Source organism: Sphingobacterium olei (genome assembly GCF_005048855.1).
Lineage (GTDB): Bacteria > Bacteroidota > Bacteroidia > Sphingobacteriales > Sphingobacteriaceae > Sphingobacterium > Sphingobacterium olei.
Window position 1 is genome coordinate 418,136 of the sequence record NZ_SUME01000003.1, and the last position, 18,148, is coordinate 436,283.

Annotated in this window: 17 protein-coding genes; 12 read left to right on the forward strand and 5 right to left on the reverse strand. The window is 39.3% G+C overall.

Annotated elements, in window-relative coordinates; all coding sequences use genetic code 11:
* Positions 1-15: 15 nt before the first annotated feature.
* Positions 16-921: a class I SAM-dependent methyltransferase gene (locus tag FAZ15_RS09040; protein ID WP_136900984.1), complete on the forward strand. Its 906-nt coding sequence runs from the start codon at positions 16-18 to the stop codon at positions 919-921.
* Positions 922-976: 55 nt separating this feature from the next.
* Here FAZ15_RS09040 and FAZ15_RS09045 read toward each other — a convergent pair whose 3' ends face one another.
* From FAZ15_RS09045 to FAZ15_RS09065, 5 genes are all read right to left on the reverse strand, one after another.
* Positions 977-2,797 carry a hypothetical protein gene (locus FAZ15_RS09045; protein ID WP_136900985.1) on the reverse strand — a complete coding sequence of 607 codons (1,821 nt, stop codon included), beginning with the start codon at positions 2,795-2,797 and terminating at the stop codon, positions 977-979.
* 110 nt (positions 2,798-2,907) lie between these two features.
* The gene (gene purU / locus FAZ15_RS09050; protein WP_136900986.1) at positions 2,908-3,753 is read right to left on the reverse strand and encodes a formyltetrahydrofolate deformylase; all 846 of its coding nucleotides are present in this window, start codon (positions 3,751-3,753) and stop codon (positions 2,908-2,910) included.
* A gap of 45 nt (positions 3,754-3,798) precedes the next feature.
* Positions 3,799-5,667: a DNA topoisomerase IV subunit B gene (locus FAZ15_RS09055; RefSeq protein ID WP_136900987.1), complete on the reverse strand. Its 1,869-nt coding sequence runs from the start codon at positions 5,665-5,667 to the stop codon at positions 3,799-3,801.
* A gap of 136 nt (positions 5,668-5,803) precedes the next feature.
* Positions 5,804-6,592, reverse strand: coding sequence for a DUF3575 domain-containing protein (locus tag FAZ15_RS09060; RefSeq protein ID WP_136900988.1), 789 nt, complete (start codon positions 6,590-6,592; stop codon positions 5,804-5,806).
* A 73-nt stretch (positions 6,593-6,665) separates the two neighbouring features.
* Positions 6,666-7,166 (reverse strand): cupin domain-containing protein, encoded by a 501-nt coding sequence (locus tag FAZ15_RS09065; RefSeq protein ID WP_136900989.1) that lies wholly within the window; start codon positions 7,164-7,166, stop codon positions 6,666-6,668.
* 290 nt (positions 7,167-7,456) lie between these two features.
* Between FAZ15_RS09065 and FAZ15_RS09070 the strand changes: the two genes are divergently transcribed.
* The 11 genes from FAZ15_RS09070 (at position 7,457) to FAZ15_RS09120 (ending at position 18,119) form a co-directional block, all read left to right on the forward strand.
* Complete coding sequence (locus FAZ15_RS09070) at positions 7,457-9,673, forward strand: helix-turn-helix domain-containing protein (RefSeq protein WP_136900990.1); 2,217 nt, start codon at positions 7,457-7,459, stop codon at positions 9,671-9,673.
* Positions 9,674-9,706: 33 nt separating this feature from the next.
* Positions 9,707-9,970, forward strand: coding sequence for an AtpZ/AtpI family protein (locus tag FAZ15_RS09075; protein WP_238387205.1), 264 nt, complete (start codon positions 9,707-9,709; stop codon positions 9,968-9,970).
* On the forward strand, positions 9,963-10,349 hold the full coding sequence (locus FAZ15_RS09080; RefSeq protein ID WP_136900991.1) for a hypothetical protein: 387 nt from the start codon (positions 9,963-9,965) through the stop codon (positions 10,347-10,349). Before FAZ15_RS09075 ends, FAZ15_RS09080 begins: the two co-directional genes overlap by 8 nt.
* Positions 10,350-10,455: 106 nt before the next feature.
* Positions 10,456-11,544 carry a F0F1 ATP synthase subunit A gene (atpB, locus tag FAZ15_RS09085; protein WP_136900992.1) on the forward strand — a complete coding sequence of 363 codons (1,089 nt, stop codon included), beginning with the start codon at positions 10,456-10,458 and terminating at the stop codon, positions 11,542-11,544.
* Positions 11,545-11,579: 35 nt separating this feature from the next.
* On the forward strand, positions 11,580-11,768 hold the full coding sequence (atpE, locus tag FAZ15_RS09090; RefSeq protein WP_136819682.1) for an ATP synthase F0 subunit C: 189 nt from the start codon (positions 11,580-11,582) through the stop codon (positions 11,766-11,768).
* Positions 11,769-11,867: 99 nt separating this feature from the next.
* The gene (locus tag FAZ15_RS09095) at positions 11,868-12,368 is read left to right on the forward strand and encodes a F0F1 ATP synthase subunit B (RefSeq protein ID WP_136900993.1); all 501 of its coding nucleotides are present in this window, start codon (positions 11,868-11,870) and stop codon (positions 12,366-12,368) included.
* A gap of 27 nt (positions 12,369-12,395) precedes the next feature.
* Positions 12,396-12,941 carry an ATP synthase F1 subunit delta gene (gene atpH / locus FAZ15_RS09100; RefSeq protein WP_136900994.1) on the forward strand — a complete coding sequence of 182 codons (546 nt, stop codon included), beginning with the start codon at positions 12,396-12,398 and terminating at the stop codon, positions 12,939-12,941.
* Positions 12,942-12,995: 54 nt separating this feature from the next.
* A complete protein-coding gene (gene atpA, locus FAZ15_RS09105; RefSeq protein ID WP_136900995.1) occupies positions 12,996-14,570 on the forward strand; it encodes a F0F1 ATP synthase subunit alpha in 1,575 nt (524 codons plus the stop codon).
* Between the two features lie 71 nt (positions 14,571-14,641).
* The gene (atpG, locus tag FAZ15_RS09110; protein ID WP_136900996.1) at positions 14,642-15,520 is read left to right on the forward strand and encodes an ATP synthase F1 subunit gamma; all 879 of its coding nucleotides are present in this window, start codon (positions 14,642-14,644) and stop codon (positions 15,518-15,520) included.
* Positions 15,521-15,853: 333 nt separating this feature from the next.
* Positions 15,854-17,134, forward strand: coding sequence for a hydroxymethylglutaryl-CoA reductase (locus FAZ15_RS09115; RefSeq protein ID WP_136900997.1), 1,281 nt, complete (start codon positions 15,854-15,856; stop codon positions 17,132-17,134).
* Positions 17,135-17,144: 10 nt separating this feature from the next.
* A complete protein-coding gene (locus tag FAZ15_RS09120; protein ID WP_136900998.1) occupies positions 17,145-18,119 on the forward strand; it encodes a UbiA family prenyltransferase in 975 nt (324 codons plus the stop codon).
* Positions 18,120-18,148: the final 29 nt, after the last annotated feature.

Genomic DNA, 18,148 nt, shown 5'->3' on the forward strand with positions numbered 1-18,148 from the left:
AAAAATACGATTGCTTTGTCTGAAATTACAACTATTCAATTGCTTACTCCGCAGCACTGGAAGGATTATGAACTAATCGACTGTGGGAATTTTGAAAAATTAGAGCGGTTTGGTGACTTAATCTTAATCCGTCCAGAACCTCAAGCTGTGTGGCCAAAAACGTTGGGAGACGCGGAATGGAATAGCAGACACCATATTAAATTCAAGGGAAGATCAGCTACCAGTGGTGAGTGGTTAAAAAAAAATTCGAAAGCGGCAGATCGTTGGCATATTGAATACAAGAATAAGGATGTTGAGATCAAATTGCGCTTAGGATTGACATCTTTTAAGCATGTGGGCATTTTCCCCGAGCAGGCGGTTAATTGGGATTATATATCCGAAAGTGTAAAATCATTTGAAACACCTCAACCCAAGGTATTAAATCTGTTTGCATATACGGGAGGAGCTTCGTTAATAGCTAAAGCTGCAGGTGCGGACACCACACATGTGGATTCCATAAAACAGGTGGTGACTTGGGCAAATGAGAATCAAGAACTTTCTGGGGTGGATAATATACGTTGGGTTGTCGAAGATGCATTGAAATTTGTAAAACGAGAGCTCAAAAGAGGTAATAAATATAATGGTATTATCTTGGATCCCCCCGCGTATGGTCATGGTCCTAAAGGAGAGAAGTGGAAATTGGAAGACCATATCATGGAAATGATGCAGGATGTCGTTCAGTTGTTAGATCCGGAAGAACATTTCCTTATTTTAAACACCTATTCCCTCGGATTTTCATCAGTCATTGTAGAAAATTTGATTCGGACTTCGTTTCCTCAGGTGGCGAATCTGGAAATAGGGGAGTTGTATCTACAGGCTACAGCAGGCCCTAAATTGCCACTGGGTGTATTTGGGAAATTCCGAAAAACAAAGAAGAAATAAAGAGACTGTCTCCTACATTTGCATTCTGCAAACATAGGAGACAGCTCTGACTCGTTTATTGATAAATATTATTTTCGCTGAGTTCTTTCGTTGCAATAAATTCAATGGATTTCAATTGGTTTTCTGCATCAGCTAGTTGCATCAAGAGATCTTGCTTCATGTTGTTCGACAATAAGGAAATCTTGTCCTTAAGATTTTTATAATAGTCGATGCCTTCATGCAATTGCTGCTTAAATTTAGTGAGGTATTTCTCTTTTTTATCATTAACATCATTGAGATTGGTTTCTACATAGGTGCGTATATAATCCACGTAAAGATTTAGCTCATTGATGAAAAGCGAAGGACGTCTTACCCCATCCAATAAATCCTTACGTCCGTAAATATGATCAATCATTTCAGTTAAGGAGTAGGGGCCTTTGAAATAAGCCGTGTTTGGGCCTGGACAGATAGCCACAGCTTTGCTATCTTTTGGTTTAGCGATGTTATATTTTAAGTAGGCCGAAGAAGCTAATCCCTCACATAGGCAGACTTTATCCGTTATCTTGTCGAATTCTTTTTTATAAATTTCGGCATCTAGGTTCTTTAATTCGAGTTCCTTTAGTTTCTTGTATTGATACACCCGGGAGGCCGTACAAATAGGTTCGGCTGTAAATTCTGTGTTGGATATCAGGTATTTTTTAGTGCACGGGCTGCCTGGACGATCTTGTGAGATGCGTTGCAAACGCTGCTGTTCCGCTGTGCTTTTCCGAAAGTTGTTGAATGGAACACCAAGCGGCGATGCACCACTGATGTAGAAATCCTCTTTTTCTGCAGTACTTAATGTATTTAAGGTCTTTGTATCTACGGTCGTAGCCTCAGGGACCAATAGAAAGGGTGATCCCCAGCCGGTACGATCTATGCCATAATAGTCTAAGAGAAAGTTTTGTTCAGCAGCGGTTCCAATGCCACCCTGCACGGTGAATTTTATCTCAGGTGTTTGATCGATTTGGATTCCTTTTTCTGCAAGGGCATGCTGATAGATTGGGAATAGTTCCTGCGTGAGGTTGTTTCGTCGCTCTTTAAATTCTTCCAGAATAGGGCCTAGCAGGAATCCATCGGTTGCAAATGCATGTCCACCACAATTTAACCCTGATTCGATTCGGAATTCTGAGATCCAAATTCCTTTTTTTGCCAAAAATTTAGCTTGAATAAAAGCAGATCTGTAATCACTAACCTTAAGTGTAATTTTCTTGGCAAATTTGCCAGTATTGTTTGGACGAAACTGCTTCAACTCTGCTAAATAATTGTATAGTCTAGGGTTCATTCCCGCGGATAGTATTACAGATGAAGATAATTTGCTGTTTGCGAATCCTCTTAAAGCGGCCGAGGCATCAGAATATTGTTCTTCTAATGTATTTCCTTTATTGTCAACATTGATTTTATCTACTTTGGACATGATATTAACATCGATATCCCCAATGACCATTTGCTGTTTTAGATAGCGTGTTTTATCTTTTCTATTTTCATCATACCCTTCTTTTGTTATAGCTTGGTACAGCGCTTTTGTTTCACTGTTATCTGGCAGAAGTTTGAAATATTGATTCAATTCCTGATCTTGATCCAACGCTGCAGACTGTAGCCTATCTACCTGTTCATCTACTAAATCCTGTACAAGATCCAGGTAGGAGGTAATACGGCGTGCACGTGCATCGTTTTCTGTTTTAAAAATTGGGATGTATGGTTTGTCGTGTAATTCGGAATAATACTTGCGCATGCGCTCGATTAGTTCATCGTCAACAATCGAAATTACAGAAGAAATGCCAAATTTAGCTACTTTTATAGGGCTATCTATGGAAAAAGCTAAGCCCAAAACCGGAATATGAAAAGAGTGTCCCATTAAGTGTTTATGTTATTGGACGCAAATACCTTAAAATTCCGCGGTTAAAAAATAACTGCAAAAGCTTATAAAGGTGATTGAGATCACTTTTCCGTTATAGAAATAGGAGCCTACGATTTAAAAACGATCGTTTTATTCCCGTTAAGCATCACTCTATCTTCTGTAAGAAGTTGAATTGCTCTGCTTAAAACTGCTTTTTCAATTTCTTTACCTGCGGTTTTCATTCTGTGCAGATCGTAACTGTGATCAATGGTTTTTGTGTTTTGAACGATAATTGGTCCTTCATCCAGATCGTCTGTGACAAAATGTGCTGTTGCACCGATAATCTTAACGCCTCTGTCGTGTGCCTGCTTATATGGATTTGCACCTATGAATGCCGGTAAGAAGGAATGGTGAATATTAATAAGCTTACCTTTGAATTGCTTTACAAAACCGGGGGATAATATGCGCATAAATTTGGCAAGTATAATGTAGTCTGCTTGATAGATGTTCAACGCTTCTGCTAATTTGTCTTCGAATTCTTCTTTGGAGATATTCTCATGGGATAAGTAATGATAGGGAATATCAAACTTTTCGGTAAATTCTTTTAACGTTTCGTAATTGCCGACAACTGCTAATACTTCTGCCTGTAAGGTGTTAAAATAGTTTCGGACTAAAATGTCGGCAAGGCAATGGTGCTCTTTGGTAACAAGTACAACTATTTTTTTACGTTGAGCTGGAGAAAGTGATACCGTCGAATTTTCGGGTAATTGTAACATCAAGTCCTGCATTAACGTTTCCTCAGAACCTAACATACCAGAGCACACCACACGCACGAAAAATTTATTACTTTCTTCGTCTACGTATTCACGCATGGTGATGATATTTAATTCATGTTTGGCGACTACATTGGAAATGCCGGCTACTAATCCGACGGCATCCTTACATTGGATAAGAATTAAGGTTGGGTTTTGCATGGTTTTAGGCTGTCTGTTCTCCTTCCTTTTAACTGTATGTGATTGTTAACTCGCTTGCTGAGCTGCTTTTGCTAAAGCGAGCTCCTCTTCAAGATCCAATTCTACACGTAAATTATTTACAATATGTTTTTGCCTGTCTGGCGTATTTTTGCCCATGTAATATTCTAACAACTGTTGAAGTTTATTATCTTTAGATAAGATTACTGGTTCTAACCGGATGTCTCCACCGATAAATAAGCCAAACTCGGAAGGCGAGATTTCGCCTAATCCTTTGAAGCGTGTGATCTCCGGTTTTCCTCCGAGTTTAGAAATTGCCCGTTGCCTTTCCTCGTCGGAATAACAATAGATCGTTTCTTTTTTGTTACGAACCCGAAATAGTGGGGTTTGTAAAATCGATACATGTCCGGCTTTTACCAGATCAGGGAAAAATTGAAGGAAGAATGTCATCATCAGTAGACGAATGTGCATGCCGTCGACATCGGCATCGGTAGCGATTACGATGTTGTTATAGCGTAATCCATCCAAGCCGTCTTCAATATTTAGTGCATGTTGTAAGAGGTTGAACTCTTCGTTTTCGTAAACAATTTTTTTCGTCAACCCAAAGCAATTCAGGGGTTTTCCTTTTAAGCTGAATACGGCCTGGGTTTGTACGTCCCGCGATTTAGTAATAGATCCACTCGCAGAATCTCCCTCTGTGATAAAGAGAGTAGTATCTTGTGTCCGTTCATGCTTATCTCCAAAATGTACTTTACAGTCACGCAGTTTTCTATTATGTAAAGAAGCTTTTTTTGCCCGTTCGTTCGCTAATTTCTTGATACCGGCTATATCTTTACGTTCCCTCTCAGACTGCAGAATACGTTTTTGTAAGGCTTCAGCCGTTGCTGAGTTTTTACGTAAATAGTCGTCCAAAGCTTTCTTTACGAAATCATTTATAAACGTTCGGACAGTCGGGCCATCAGGGCCGATGCTTTGAGAACCTAATTTTGTCTTCGTTTGTGATTCAAAAACAGGCTCTTGTACTTTTATGGCTATAGCCGCTATGATAGATGCCCTAATATCGGAGGCATCGTATTCCTTTTTGTAAAACTCGCGAATTGTCTTTACGACTGCTTCACGAAATGCGGCTTGATGAGTACCCCCTTGGGTGGTATGCTGACCATTTACAAATGAATAGTATTCCTCGCCATATTGCTGTCCGTGCGTCATCGCAATTTCAATATCTTCACCTTTCAGGTGAATAATCGGATAGCGCATCGAGTCTGTTTCTACATTTCTTTCTAACAGATCCCTTAACCCGTTTTCAGAAATGAATTTTTGGCCGTTAAAATTGATCGTTAATCCTGAGTTCAAGAAAACGTAGTTCCAGATCATATTTTCAACGTACTCAATTCTGTATTTGTAGTGTTTGAATATACTATCGTCCGGATAGAACGTTACAGCTGTTCCGTTTCGTTGTGTAGTTTCTTTCTGTTCGTCGTCGACTAGCTCTCCTTTACTGAATTGTGCAATACGGGTTATACCCTGACGATAAGACTGTACAGTAAATTGGGATGAAAGCGCATTTACAGCTTTTGTACCTACTCCATTTAAACCTACTGATTTTTGGAAAGCTTTACTGTCATATTTACCCCCGGTGTTTATCTTAGAGACCACGTCTACTACTGATCCGATAGGAATGCCACGACCAAAGTCACGTACGGTAACCTTATTGTCATTGACCGTAATGTCAATAGTTCTGCCTGCTCCCATCACAAATTCATCAATGGAGTTGTCTACTACCTCTTTTAAAAGTACATAGATGCCATCATCATAGGCAGATCCATCTCCAAGTTTACCAATATACATCCCCGGGCGTAAGCGAATATGCTCTTTCCAGTCGAGTGATCGGATACTATCTTCGTTATATGTAGTCATTTGTTAACTCAATTAAGAAACCTGACAAAAATATAAAAAAAATAGATGATATTCTGTATGCTATTTGTTAAAGAATAGATCTTCTTTAACTGTAAAAGTGATCTGTGGAGTGAGTTAGCAACAACAAGAGTAAGAGCTATCTAAATCGATATCCGATTGACAATCCCATTGTCAATCCAACAATTGGGCCGTTTGGCTTTACTTCAACTATTCGCTCATCGACATGGTAATCAAATTTGTAGACCGGGATTTTATCTAGTTGTTGAAGTGTTCGGCTTATATCGTTCTGAATATCTTGGGATAGGGGCTGAGAAGACGTTCCGGAGACTTTGCCAAACGCATATCCGAAATGATTCCCAATGATTTGCCAATCCAAATAAAAATCTTTAACAATATGATACTGTAAACCAATTCCATAGCCGGCACTAATGGTGTTGATTGGCCCTTTGATGGGAATTTCTACGGCCGATAAGGTGTTGTCTATAGTGTTGATATAGTCGTAATTTAATCGAAATGAAGACGTGTATCTCGAATATTTAAGATAGGGAGCAAAATAAAATTTCGTGAACGTATTATTGTTGCCAAAATAAAATCGTATTTCGGGTTGAATCGAAAATCGGTTATATTGAGCCTCCTCAATAGTTTTTCTGCCATTTTCGTCCTCTATTCTGTCAATATATAAATCCTGAAAAGGAAGGTTTCTGTTTGGTGTGAACGAAAAGCTTAATCCTATAGAAGTTTTAGGCTTTATAGATCTTTCGTACTGGAGTTGAAATGTTTTGAAGGGAAGGGTTAGGAGGTTGGTTTTGATAAGTTGGGGAGCATCTGCATTCTCTCCGTAGCAGTACAACTGTCCGTAAGAATCAAAAACCATAAATGTGAAAATCAAAACTGCTATCGTTTTAACAAATTTCTGTTTAATCATTAATAAATAGTAGTTACAACAGTTAAAATTTGCATTTATTTATGGTTTTTGATACGGAAATTTTGCGTGACAACTATCTACCAAAATCGTCTTGTACACGTACGATGTCACTTTCATCCGAAGGGTTAGACGCATCTGTATGTTGCCAGATTTCGGCAACAACACCGAATCCACCTAGTCCTACTAAGCGATGACGCTCACCCTGACTGAGGCGTATGGTATCACCTTCTTTGAGTATTTTAAGCTCATGCTCATCATCATTGGGACTGGTTACTACGCCCACTTCGCCGCGTATTACGCGCCAAATCTCGGCACGACGATGATGATACTGCCAAGAGAGGCGTTTGTTTGGTCCTACAATTAAAATTTTTGGACTTAGCTTCCCTGATATTTTTAGATCTTGTACATCTAACCCTTCAAAATATTCATTTGCAAATTGCTGTGCTTGATCTTCATTAATCACGAAGAATCCGCCCCAAGGTCTATTTTGATCGGTATTTTCAATGGTAAATCCTCGATCAGTGATTTGTTTTTCAATTTGGCTGAATAATTCGCCTTTATCTATATACGTCATGGCTAATTGATTTATAGTGACGATGAAGATAATACATTCTTTGAAAATATCATAATCAAAAATAAAACTGTAGTAAAAATAGTGATAAAAACCGGTTAATGTCGTTAGGTTAAGGACTATCCCGTAGGGGCTACATGGTGATAGCATTTTATGACATTGACCTGTCCGCAGCATGGGAGCTTAGCGGTACGGCGGAATCCCGAAGCTCATGGAAGATTATCCGCGATGAAGCTACTTGACGGCCTTTGAGAATAGATACTTTCAGAAAAACCGTACCTTTGCCATTGAATATGGAATCTATAAACTACGATCATAGCAATATAGTATTTAAACAAGCTGTAGCTTTTGTCAATCAGACAAATCAGAACCTTTTCCTGACAGGTAAAGCCGGAACAGGCAAGACTACTTTTTTGAAATATATCCGCGAAAATTGTTATAAAAAAATGGCTATTACAGCACCCACAGGTGTAGCCGCAATGAATGCAGGGGGCACAACTTTGCATGCCTTATTTTGGTTGCCATTTGGCGTTTTTATAGCAGATTATCCGCTGAAGTGGGATGATGCAGACAATCACATCTACAATAAGAATAGACTTTTTAGCACGATTAAATTAACGAAGCAACGTCGGGCCATTCTCCAGGAATTGGAACTTTTGGTCATTGACGAGGTTTCTATGGTGCGTGCAGATACATTAGATGCTATTGATGTCATACTGAAATCCGTTCGTAGAGATATGCGTCCGTTCGGAGGTGTACAAGTTTTATTTATTGGTGATCTCTATCAGTTGCCCCCTGTGGTCAGAGATAACGAATGGCATGTACTTCGTGACCACTACACCAGTCCGTTTTTCTTTGATGCAAAGGTCTTACGTGGCAATCCATTGGTCATGTTAGAATTACAGCAAATTTACCGTCAGAAGGATGATGAATTTATTTCCATATTGAATAATATTCGAAATAATATATGTTCGAGTGATGATTTAATGGCATTAAATGGACATTATAAGGAAGACTTTAGGCCTTCTCAAGATGACCAGTATATCACCCTCACCTCTCACAACAGATTGGCCGATCAGATTAACCAGGAAGAGTTGGTTAAATTGTCGGGCAAAATGCATAATGTAAAGGCTATTGTTAAGGATGATTTTCAACAAGGCGCATATCCCACCGAAGAAACGCTCGCGTTAAAAGAAGGCGCTCAAGTCATGTTCATTAAAAATGATGTTGGAGAAGACCGGAAATTCTTTAATGGAAAAATAGGTTTTGTCAAAGAATTGAAGCTGGATAAGCACCAGGTTCTCGTGGGATTTAAAGATGGTTCAGAAGATGTTGTGGTTCGTCGAGAAACCTGGGAGAACATAAAATATAAATACAATAAAGGTGAAGATAAAATAGAGGAGGAAGTGCTAGGTACCTTCTCGCAGTTTCCCTTGCGGCTAGCTTGGGCCATAACGATTCACAAGAGTCAAGGTTTGACCTTTGAAAAAGCAATTATCGATGCAGGAACGTCTTTTGCTGCGGGACAAGTTTATGTCGCTCTGAGTAGATTGACCGGGCTTGAAGGTCTGGTGCTACGCTCTAAGATTTCGCCCCACTCTATACGAACGGACTATCAAGTGGTCGATTTTATGAAGCGTTTGATGAAGGAAGACGAGGTTGTTGGGATATTAAAACAATGCCAACGTGGATATCTTGGTCAAATACTTCTCCAGAGTTTCCGATTTAATACGCTGACGGAAGCAACCAAAGAGCTATCTGATAGTTTGGTCGAACGAAACGTGGATAACAAAGCGGGGGCAGTACAGTTTTTTGAGGAGCTGACGTTGAAGATCAAAGCACAAGAACAGGTGGCGCATAAATTCGTTACACAATTGTATAACATGTTGTCAGATCCTCAAACCTTGGATTATGATAAAATATGTGAGCGTACGCAATCGGCAGTGAACTGGTTTTTGCCAAAAATGGAGGTGGATCTCATTGATGCTACCCAAAAGCATATTGATGACTGGCAGATCCGTAAGCGTACCAAAAAATACATTCAAGAGTTAAAAGCACTTTTGTTAGATTTTAAGCGCAAACATGAAGTTTTGAAACACTGCCTCACGATCGCGCAGGCTTTGACACAGGACGGAGATCTGGAGGCTGTACCTTTGAAAATAGAAAGTGTCAAAGATGATTCTGTCTCTATCAAGGAGGATGAGGCAGAAAAGGATACCGATACAAAACAGGTCTCCTTGGATATGTATCTAGACGGGTTTGATATTAAGCAGATTGCGGATAAACGTGGTATGGTAGAGGGGACTATCTATGGACATTTGATTAATTTCGTTGGAAATGAGATTGATGCTGAAGATTTGATTTCCCAGGGAAAATTGGAAAAGATACTGGATGTCTTGCAAAAAAATGAAGGTAAATCTTCTTCCGAGATCAAGATGCTATTAGGGGATGATTTTTCATATCCGGAGATTAAAATAGGCCAAAAAGTTTTAGCGATAAAGGCAGGATAGTAAATGACAGATGTTTGTTTAAAATAACTATATTTGCCACTTATTAAGGGAGCCAATCAACTTGTTATTTTGAAAACGAAGCCGCCAGATAAAAAAGTAAATAAATGGCTAGTTTTTGCCAGTATGCCTGTGCAGATGGGGGTAATTATCTATGCTTTTTATTGGTTGGGTACGTGGTTGGATGATAAGTACGAAGTGAACGGAAGTTGGGGAATGAAAGGACTTACCATGTTGGGTGTGATCATTTCACTTTATCAGTTCATCAGACAGGTGAATTATATAAATAAGCATGAATAAATATTTAAAATATATTCTTTTGTTATTGGCTGTTGCAGGCGGCACTTACGGTATTCATCACTTCGTTTTGGAAGGCAGGGGTAGTCAACAATATTGGGTGCAATCGGGGTACTCTTTGCTAAGTTTGTATTTTTTTGGTTTTATAGCTTCATTTTTTGTTACAATTGTTGTTTTGCTAGGTCAGTGGACAATGCCGAAAAACGTTGGTTTTATATTTCTTGGCGTGATGACGGTTAAGGTGATAGCGAGCTATCTGTTTATTCAGGACGGTTTAAATAAATCTGAAAATGATTTTATTGAATATAATTTCCTGGTTGTATTTCTTGTTTTCTTATTTTCTGATGTTTTTGTGGCTTTTAAAGTGATAAATGAAGGTTAAAATAAGTGAGTGAAGCATTTTTATAAAAAGTTTCAATAAAAGGTATTTAATGCCAAATAAAATTGTATTTTTGCGCAAAATTTTTCATTATTCAACGTTAGTTAAAATGGTGAGTCTTAAGAGAACACTTTTAGTATTTACAGTAATTTTTTTTACTGTTAACCCTTTCAGTCTGAGAGCAGCGGATGACGTGCATGGAGATGCACCTAAGACGCAAGACGATGAAATCAAAGCGTATATCGCACATCACTTGGAAGATGATCACTATTTTTCTTTATTCAGTGATAAAAAAGCCGGTAAACATTATGGATTTCCGCTACCTGTGATTTTGATTGATGGTGGGTTAAAAATATTCTCTTCCGGAGAATTTCACCATGGTGAGCATATCGTAGAAAAAGGGGGGACCTTCTATAAATTATATCATGGTAAAATTTACAAGACAGATGCTTCGGGTATATTGAATTACGACGAACACCAGCATCCGACGAATGCAAAACCATTGGATTTCTCTATTACAAAGAATGTAGTTGGATTATTCTTAGCTGGAATTTTATTGTTTTGGGGCTTTCTAAGTCTAGCAAAAACGTATAAAAAAGGAGCTAACGCCATTCCGAAGGGCATCGGCCGTGTGCTAGAGCCATTGGTGCTGTATGTGCGTGATGAGATGGCGATTCAAAATATCGGACATCGTTATAAAGAATTTATGCCTTATCTACTTTCGGTATTCTTCTTAATCCTGACGTTAAATTTGTTAGGACTTACACCTCTTGGATTTAACGTGACAGGTAATATCAGTATTACGCTATGTTTAGCCTTGTTTACTTTTTTTGTTACCAATATCAAAGCGAACAAAGACTATTGGAAACACATTTTCTGGATGCCGGGAGTACCTGTTCCGTTTAAGTTCGTTTTGGCACCTATTGAAGTGTTGGGTATGTTTACCAAGCCTTTCTCGCTCATGGTGCGTCTTTTTGCTAATATCACAGCCGGTCACACGGTAATCATGGGATTAATAGCCATCGTTTATTTATTACAAAATCAATTAACCGTAGGCGGAAGTATAGGCGTTTCAATGATACTTACTTGTTTTCTTATGGTAATTGAATTGTTTGTAGCGTTTTTGCAAGCCTTTATCTTTACGATGTTATCTTCGTTATTTATTGGTATGGCTGTAGAAGAACATACGCATCATTAATCAGAATTTTTGTTAAATTTTATAAAATAATTATTATGTACAACTTAATTGGAGCAGGTTTAATCGTAATCGGTGCAGGGATTGGCTTAGGTAAAATCGGTGGTTCTGCAATGGAAGCTATCGCTCGCCAACCAGAAGCAACATCTAAAATTCAAACTGCGATGATCATTATTGGTGCCTTACTAGAAGGTTTAGCATTCGGTGCTTTACTTTTAGGTAAATAATCAATAGCAAAGTACAAACACAATTTGCAACGGTTGGTTGCAGATTGTGTTTCATTAAAATGACAAGAATTAAAAAATTAACATTTTACACTATATATAATGGATGCATTAATTAATCAGTTCTCATACGGTTTGTTCTTTTGGCAATTAATCGTATTATTGGTTATTATCTTTTTGTTGGGCAAGTTTGCTTGGAAACCAATTGTTAATGCTTTAGAAGAGCGTGAAAGTGGTATTGCTGATGCTTTAGCTTCTGCCGAAAAGGCAAAGTTAGAGATGACTCGTTTGACCAATCAAAATGAGCAACTTTTGAAAGAAGCACGTGCTGAACGCGATGTAATTTTAAAGGAAGCTAAAGAACTAAAAGACAAAATCGTAGCTGAAGCAAAAGTAGCCGCGCAAACGGAAGGTGCAAAGCTAATCGAACAGGCAAAACGTGAGATCGAGGATCAAAAGACAAAAGCATTAGCCGAGGTAAAAGGTCAAGTATCTGCTTTATCTTTAGCGATTGCCCGTAAAGTATTAACAACGGAATTTGAAGACCAAGGAAAACAAGAGGCACTAGTAGCAGACTTGTTGAAAGATGTGAAATTAAACTAATTGGTTACGCAAATTAAATATTAACGCATGTCAGTATTCAAAGTTGCTTCAAGATACGCCAAATCACTAATTGATTTAGCACAACAACAAGGAAGTTTAGAAGTTATAAAAGTCGATATGGAACAAATTGTCGCTTTGATAAAATCTAATTCTGAGTTGCAAGCTGTTTTAAGTAATCCTATCATTAAAATAGATAAAAAGAGTAGTATCTTAGAAGCCCTATTTAAAGATAAAGTACGGCCTGAAATATTAGGATTCTTTAATATTATGGTCAGAAAAGGGCGTAGTGGGCTAGTGTACGCTACTGCACAAGAGTTTATCCGCGAATACAATGAAGTAAAGGGCATCGTTAACGCGGAGGTGACTTCAGCGACTGCGTTATCTGAAGCTAATTTACAATCCTTAAAAGCTAAGATCGCACAAGAGATCAATGCGGAGGTTATCCTTACTAATAAGGTGGATACGGCGTTGATCGGTGGTTTCGTGGTAAAAGTGGGCGATAGACAACTTGATGTAAGTATCGCTGGTAAATTAAATAAGTTAGAAAGACATTTTAGTAGTCAAGGTGTTTAACTCCCTGGCGAATAATAAAGTAATAGAATCTAAAACCCCTTATACGAATTTAAAATGATAGAGGTAAGACCAGATGAAGTTTCGGCAATTTTAAGAGAGCAGTTGTCAGGCTTTAAGTCAGAGGCCGAATTGGAAGAAGTGGGTACCGTGTTGCAAGTAGGAGACGGTATTGCACGTATTTACGGCTTAACAAAAGTTCAATCAGGTGAGTTGGTTGAATTTGCTAATGGATTACAAGGTATAGTATTGAACTTAGAAGAAGACAACGTCGGTGTTGTACTTTTAGGTCCTTCTGACGAAATCAAAGAAGGTGATACGATCAAACGTACAAACCGCATTGCATCTATTAAAGTAGGCGAAGGTATGTTAGGACGTGTAGTAAATACCTTAGGTCAACCTATTGATGGTAAAGGTCCTATCTTGGGTGATACGTATGAGATGCCTATCGAGCGTAAAGCTCCGGGTGTAATCTTCCGTCAACCGGTAACTGAGCCCCTTCAAACGGGTATAAAGGCTATCGATGCGATGATTCCCGTAGGTCGTGGACAACGCGAGTTGGTTATCGGTGACCGTCAAACTGGTAAAACCGCGGTTTGTATCGATACGATTATCAATCAAAAAGAGTTTTATGATGCTGGGCAACCAGTTTTCTGTATCTATGTTGCCGTAGGTCAAAAGAATTCTACCGTAGCGAACATTGTTCGTACATTAGAAGAGACTGGTGCTATGGCTTACACTGTAGTTGTAGCAGCTTCTGCTGCTGATCCGGCTCCACTTCAGTTTTATGCGCCAATGGCGGGTGCAGCTATTGGAGAGTTCTTCCGCGATACAGGTCGTCCGGCGTTGATCGTTTATGATGATTTATCAAAGCAAGCTGTAGCATACCGTGAGGTTTCTTTACTATTGAGACGTCCTCCAGGTCGTGAGGCATACCCCGGTGATGTATTCTATTTACATAGCCGTTTGTTAGAAAGAGCTGCGAAAATCAACTCTTCCGACGATATCGCTAAAAATATGAATGATTTACCAGAATCTATCAAGCATTTGGTAAAAGGAGGGGGTTCATTAACAGCTTTACCGATCATCGAAACACAAGCAGGTGATGTATCTGCATATATCCCTACCAACGTTATTTCGATTACGGATGGTCAGATCTTCTTGGAGTCTAATCTATTCAATGCAGGTATTCGTCCAGCGATAAACGTAGGTATTTCCGTATCACGTGTTGGGGGGAATGCACAGATTAAATCGATGAAAAAGGTATCTGGTACATTGAAGTTGGATCAAGCACAATACCGTGAGCTGGAAGCATTTGCTAAGTTTGGATCAGATCTAGATGCCGCTACTAAATCCGTATTGGATAAAGGTATCCGTAACGTACAGATATTAAAGCAAGGTCAATTCTCACCGGTATCTGTAGAGAAACAAGTTGCTATCATCTATGCGGGTACGAAAGGGTTATTACGTAATGTTCCTGTGGACAAAGTTAGACAATTCGAAGAGGAGTATTTAACACAATTGGAGCAACGTCATCCAGAGGTATTATCGGCCTTAAAAGCCGGTAAATTCTCAGACGATTTGACTGATGTATTAGAAACTGTAGCAATAGAATTATCTTCAAAATATTAATTTTAGATTTCGGACGTGGGATTTGAGATATTAGATCTCACGTCTCATATCTCAAATCTTTGATCTCGAATATGGCAAATTTAAAAGAAGTTAGAAATCGTATTACTTCGGTAACATCGACGCAACAGATCACCAAAGCAATGAAAATGGTATCTGCTGCTAAATTGAAACGTGCAACTAATGCAATCGTGCAATTACGTCCTTATGCCAATAAGCTAAGAGAAATTTTGGCGCAAGTTTCTGCTTCTGTTGAAGGGAATGATTCACCTTTCACACAAGATCGTGTTCCTACTAAAGTATTAATTATTGTTGTTACTTCGAATAGAGGTCTGGCAGGTGCTTTTAATGCAAACGCCATAAAAACGACAAATAATTTGATCGCAGCCAAATATGCAGATCAGTTTGCTAGAGGGGATGTAAGCCTTATCGCTATTGGTAAAAGAGGACACGATTTCTTCTCAAGACGTAGTTTTAATGTAATCGGCAATCACAACGATATATTCAATAATTTAGATTTTGAAAACGTGTCTAAGGTAACTGAATACGTAATGGATGAATTTAAAGCGGGTAATATTGATCGTGTAGAAGTCGTGTATAATCAGTTCCGCAATGCAGCCGTTCAAATTTTGACTTCAGAACAGATATTACCTCTTTTGTCCGAAGAAAAAAATGAGGATGTAATGGAATTAGATTACATTATCGAACCTTCGAAAGAAAAGATAGTTGCGGAATTGATTCCGAAAGCTATCAAAATTCAGTTGTATAAAGCGGTATTAGACTCGAATGCGTCTGAACATGGTGCCCGGATGACAGCAATGGATAAAGCAACTGAGAATGCAGGGGATTTATTGAAGGCTTTAAAATTGTCTTACAACCAAGCAAGACAAGCGGCGATTACGACCGAATTAACAGAAATTGTTTCCGGCGCAGCAGCGTTATCCAACGGGTAATTCAGATAATTTTAAGAAAGAAAAAAGGCGATGAAGAATTTCATCGCCTTTTTTTGTTTTACATTTCGACGTTGAATATCGTCGCTCCAATTTTACCCCCACCCCGTCATTGATCCTGTCGTATGCTTGTATCTGCTAGGAAAAACAACTTCGTGATAAAGTTATAAAACCAGTAGCGAGATCATCCCCTTTTTCGTTTTAACTATTCACGATGTCGACATATTTTGGTTTGAAATGTTTTGGATGTGTCTGAATATTCCGTACATTCCTTTTCGAAATAAAGTCTCCCTATCGATTTATTTCGAAAATGGAATTAAAGGATAAATAGTACATATGGCATCTTCATTAGAAAAAGCGAGCACGGCCTTGCATATCATAAATACCGTACAACAGATGGAGGAAACTATTGAGCAGATCCGGGACAAGAAATCGCCGGTTCACCGAAAAGAAGACGATCTACCCTTTGAACCGAAAGTAAGCCAAGAGGGTATAGCAGCACGTAGGCTGTTCCTTCTTCAAAAAAAGAATCAAGAATATCCATATCTGATGGATAATAAAGGGTTTGAAGATTACGATTCCCTGAACGGAAATGTGGAAAATTATATAGGTATGATCCGTGTTCCCACGGGGGTGATTGGGCCGCTACGTATTACGGGATCATCTGCTCAGGGAGATTTTTATGTTCCGCTAGCGACAAGTGAGGGTGCTTTGGTAGCATCGTATCATCGCGGTGCTAAGGCCTGCTATTTAGCTGGAGGTGCTACCTCCATTTGTTTGATGGAAGGTGTTCAACGGAGTCCTGTTTTTAAGTTTGAAAATATTGCAGATCTGGGGCTATTTGTAGCTTGGATCTTACCGCAGGTGGACAAATTTAAGGAAATCGTTAAGGAGACTAGTCGATTTGCTAAATTAATGGATGTCAAAATCCAGATCGAGGGCAATCATCTAATTGTAACATTCGAGTACCACACGGGGGATGCCGCCGGACAAAATATGGTTACGATCTGTACCGATGCCATATGCCGTTATATTATCGAAAAATGCCCGACCAAACCCAAATTATGGTTTATCGAAGGCAATTATTCGGGTGATAAAAAAGCTACTGCATTGTCCTTCACGAACGTACGTGGAAAGAAAGTGACCAGCGAGATTGTATTAGCCGAAGAGATTGTGCATAAAGTGCTTAAAACGACACCTGAGCTCATGGCCGAGTATTGGAGATCGTCTACCGTTGGTATCATTCAAAGCGGAGCGATCGGGGCGCATGGACATTATGCAAATGGTTTGGCCGCGTTATTCTTGGCAACAGGGCAGGATGTGGCCTGTGTAGCAGAGGCAGCTACCGGAATCACGCGCATGGAGATGAATAAAGATGGTTCGCTCTATGCAAGTGTCACGCTACCAAATTTGGTAGTGGGTACAGTGGGAGGGGGTACACATTTGCCCACACAGCGGGAGTGCTTGGAAATGATGGATTGCTACGGGCAGGGCAAGGCCCGTAAGTTTGCTGAAATATGTGGTGCCGTGGTGTTGGCTGGCGAATTGTCCATCGCTGCGGCGCTCTCCGCAGGTCATTTTACACAAGCTCATCAAAAATTTGGTCGCAAAAAGTAATTCAATCCTTATGCGTAAAGGTATAATAGAAAATGAATACAGTAAGCCCGAGGAGAATAATTCTTCTTTTGCCAAGCGTTTCTGGATTTATCAAAAAGAACGTTTTCCGTTTCTCGGACATGGCATATTGGTTGTCGCGTTTAGCTTCTCTGCTATTTCCTATAGCAGAATATGTCGCGGTGCAGAAGGATTTGTAAATTGGACAACATTCCTCATTGGTGTCTTTACGACAATTTCCTTGTTTTTCCTGGTTCGGATCTTTGATGAATTCAAAGACGCAGAAGAAGACGCTGCATACCGGAAAGAGCTCCCTGTGCCCAGAGGTTTAATCTCTTTTGGTGAACTTAAAGTTATAGGGATTGTACTTGCTATCCTGCAGGTTGTACTGAATTGGCTTTTCTTTCCAAAAATGCTCTTTCTTTACGCGGTAGTCATTATTTACCTGTGCCTAATGGGCAAAGAGTTTTTTATTCCATCGTGGTTAAAAAAGCATCAATTCTGGTATGTAGTTTCGCATATGTTCATTATCCCATTAATCGATATCTATGCAAGTGGCTTGGACTGGTTACTAGCCGACGTCCCTGCACCTCATGGACTTGTTTTCTTTTTTGCAGTCTCATACATGAATGGTATCGTGCTCGAAATTGGGCGTAAGGTACGCAGCCCCCAGGATGAAAAAGTCGGGGTATTGACATATTCTGGTATGCTGGGAACGGATAAATCTGTAAAATATTGGATAACTGTTCTTTTTGTAACGCTATTATTGAGCACGGCCGCATCTTATTATGCAGGATACGGCGGGGTTGTCTATATAATATTGAGTATTATCTTTTTGATCTGTTGTATCCCAGCATTTCTTTTTTTGAATTCATATTCACGTAAATATGCCAAAGCAATCGAGTGGTCCTCAGCGGGTTGGACTATAGCCATGTATTTGAGCTTGGGTGGTATCCCGATGCTTGAACAGTTTTGGAGAGGCTTTTGATAACAGAAACGTCATACGGTAGATTAATC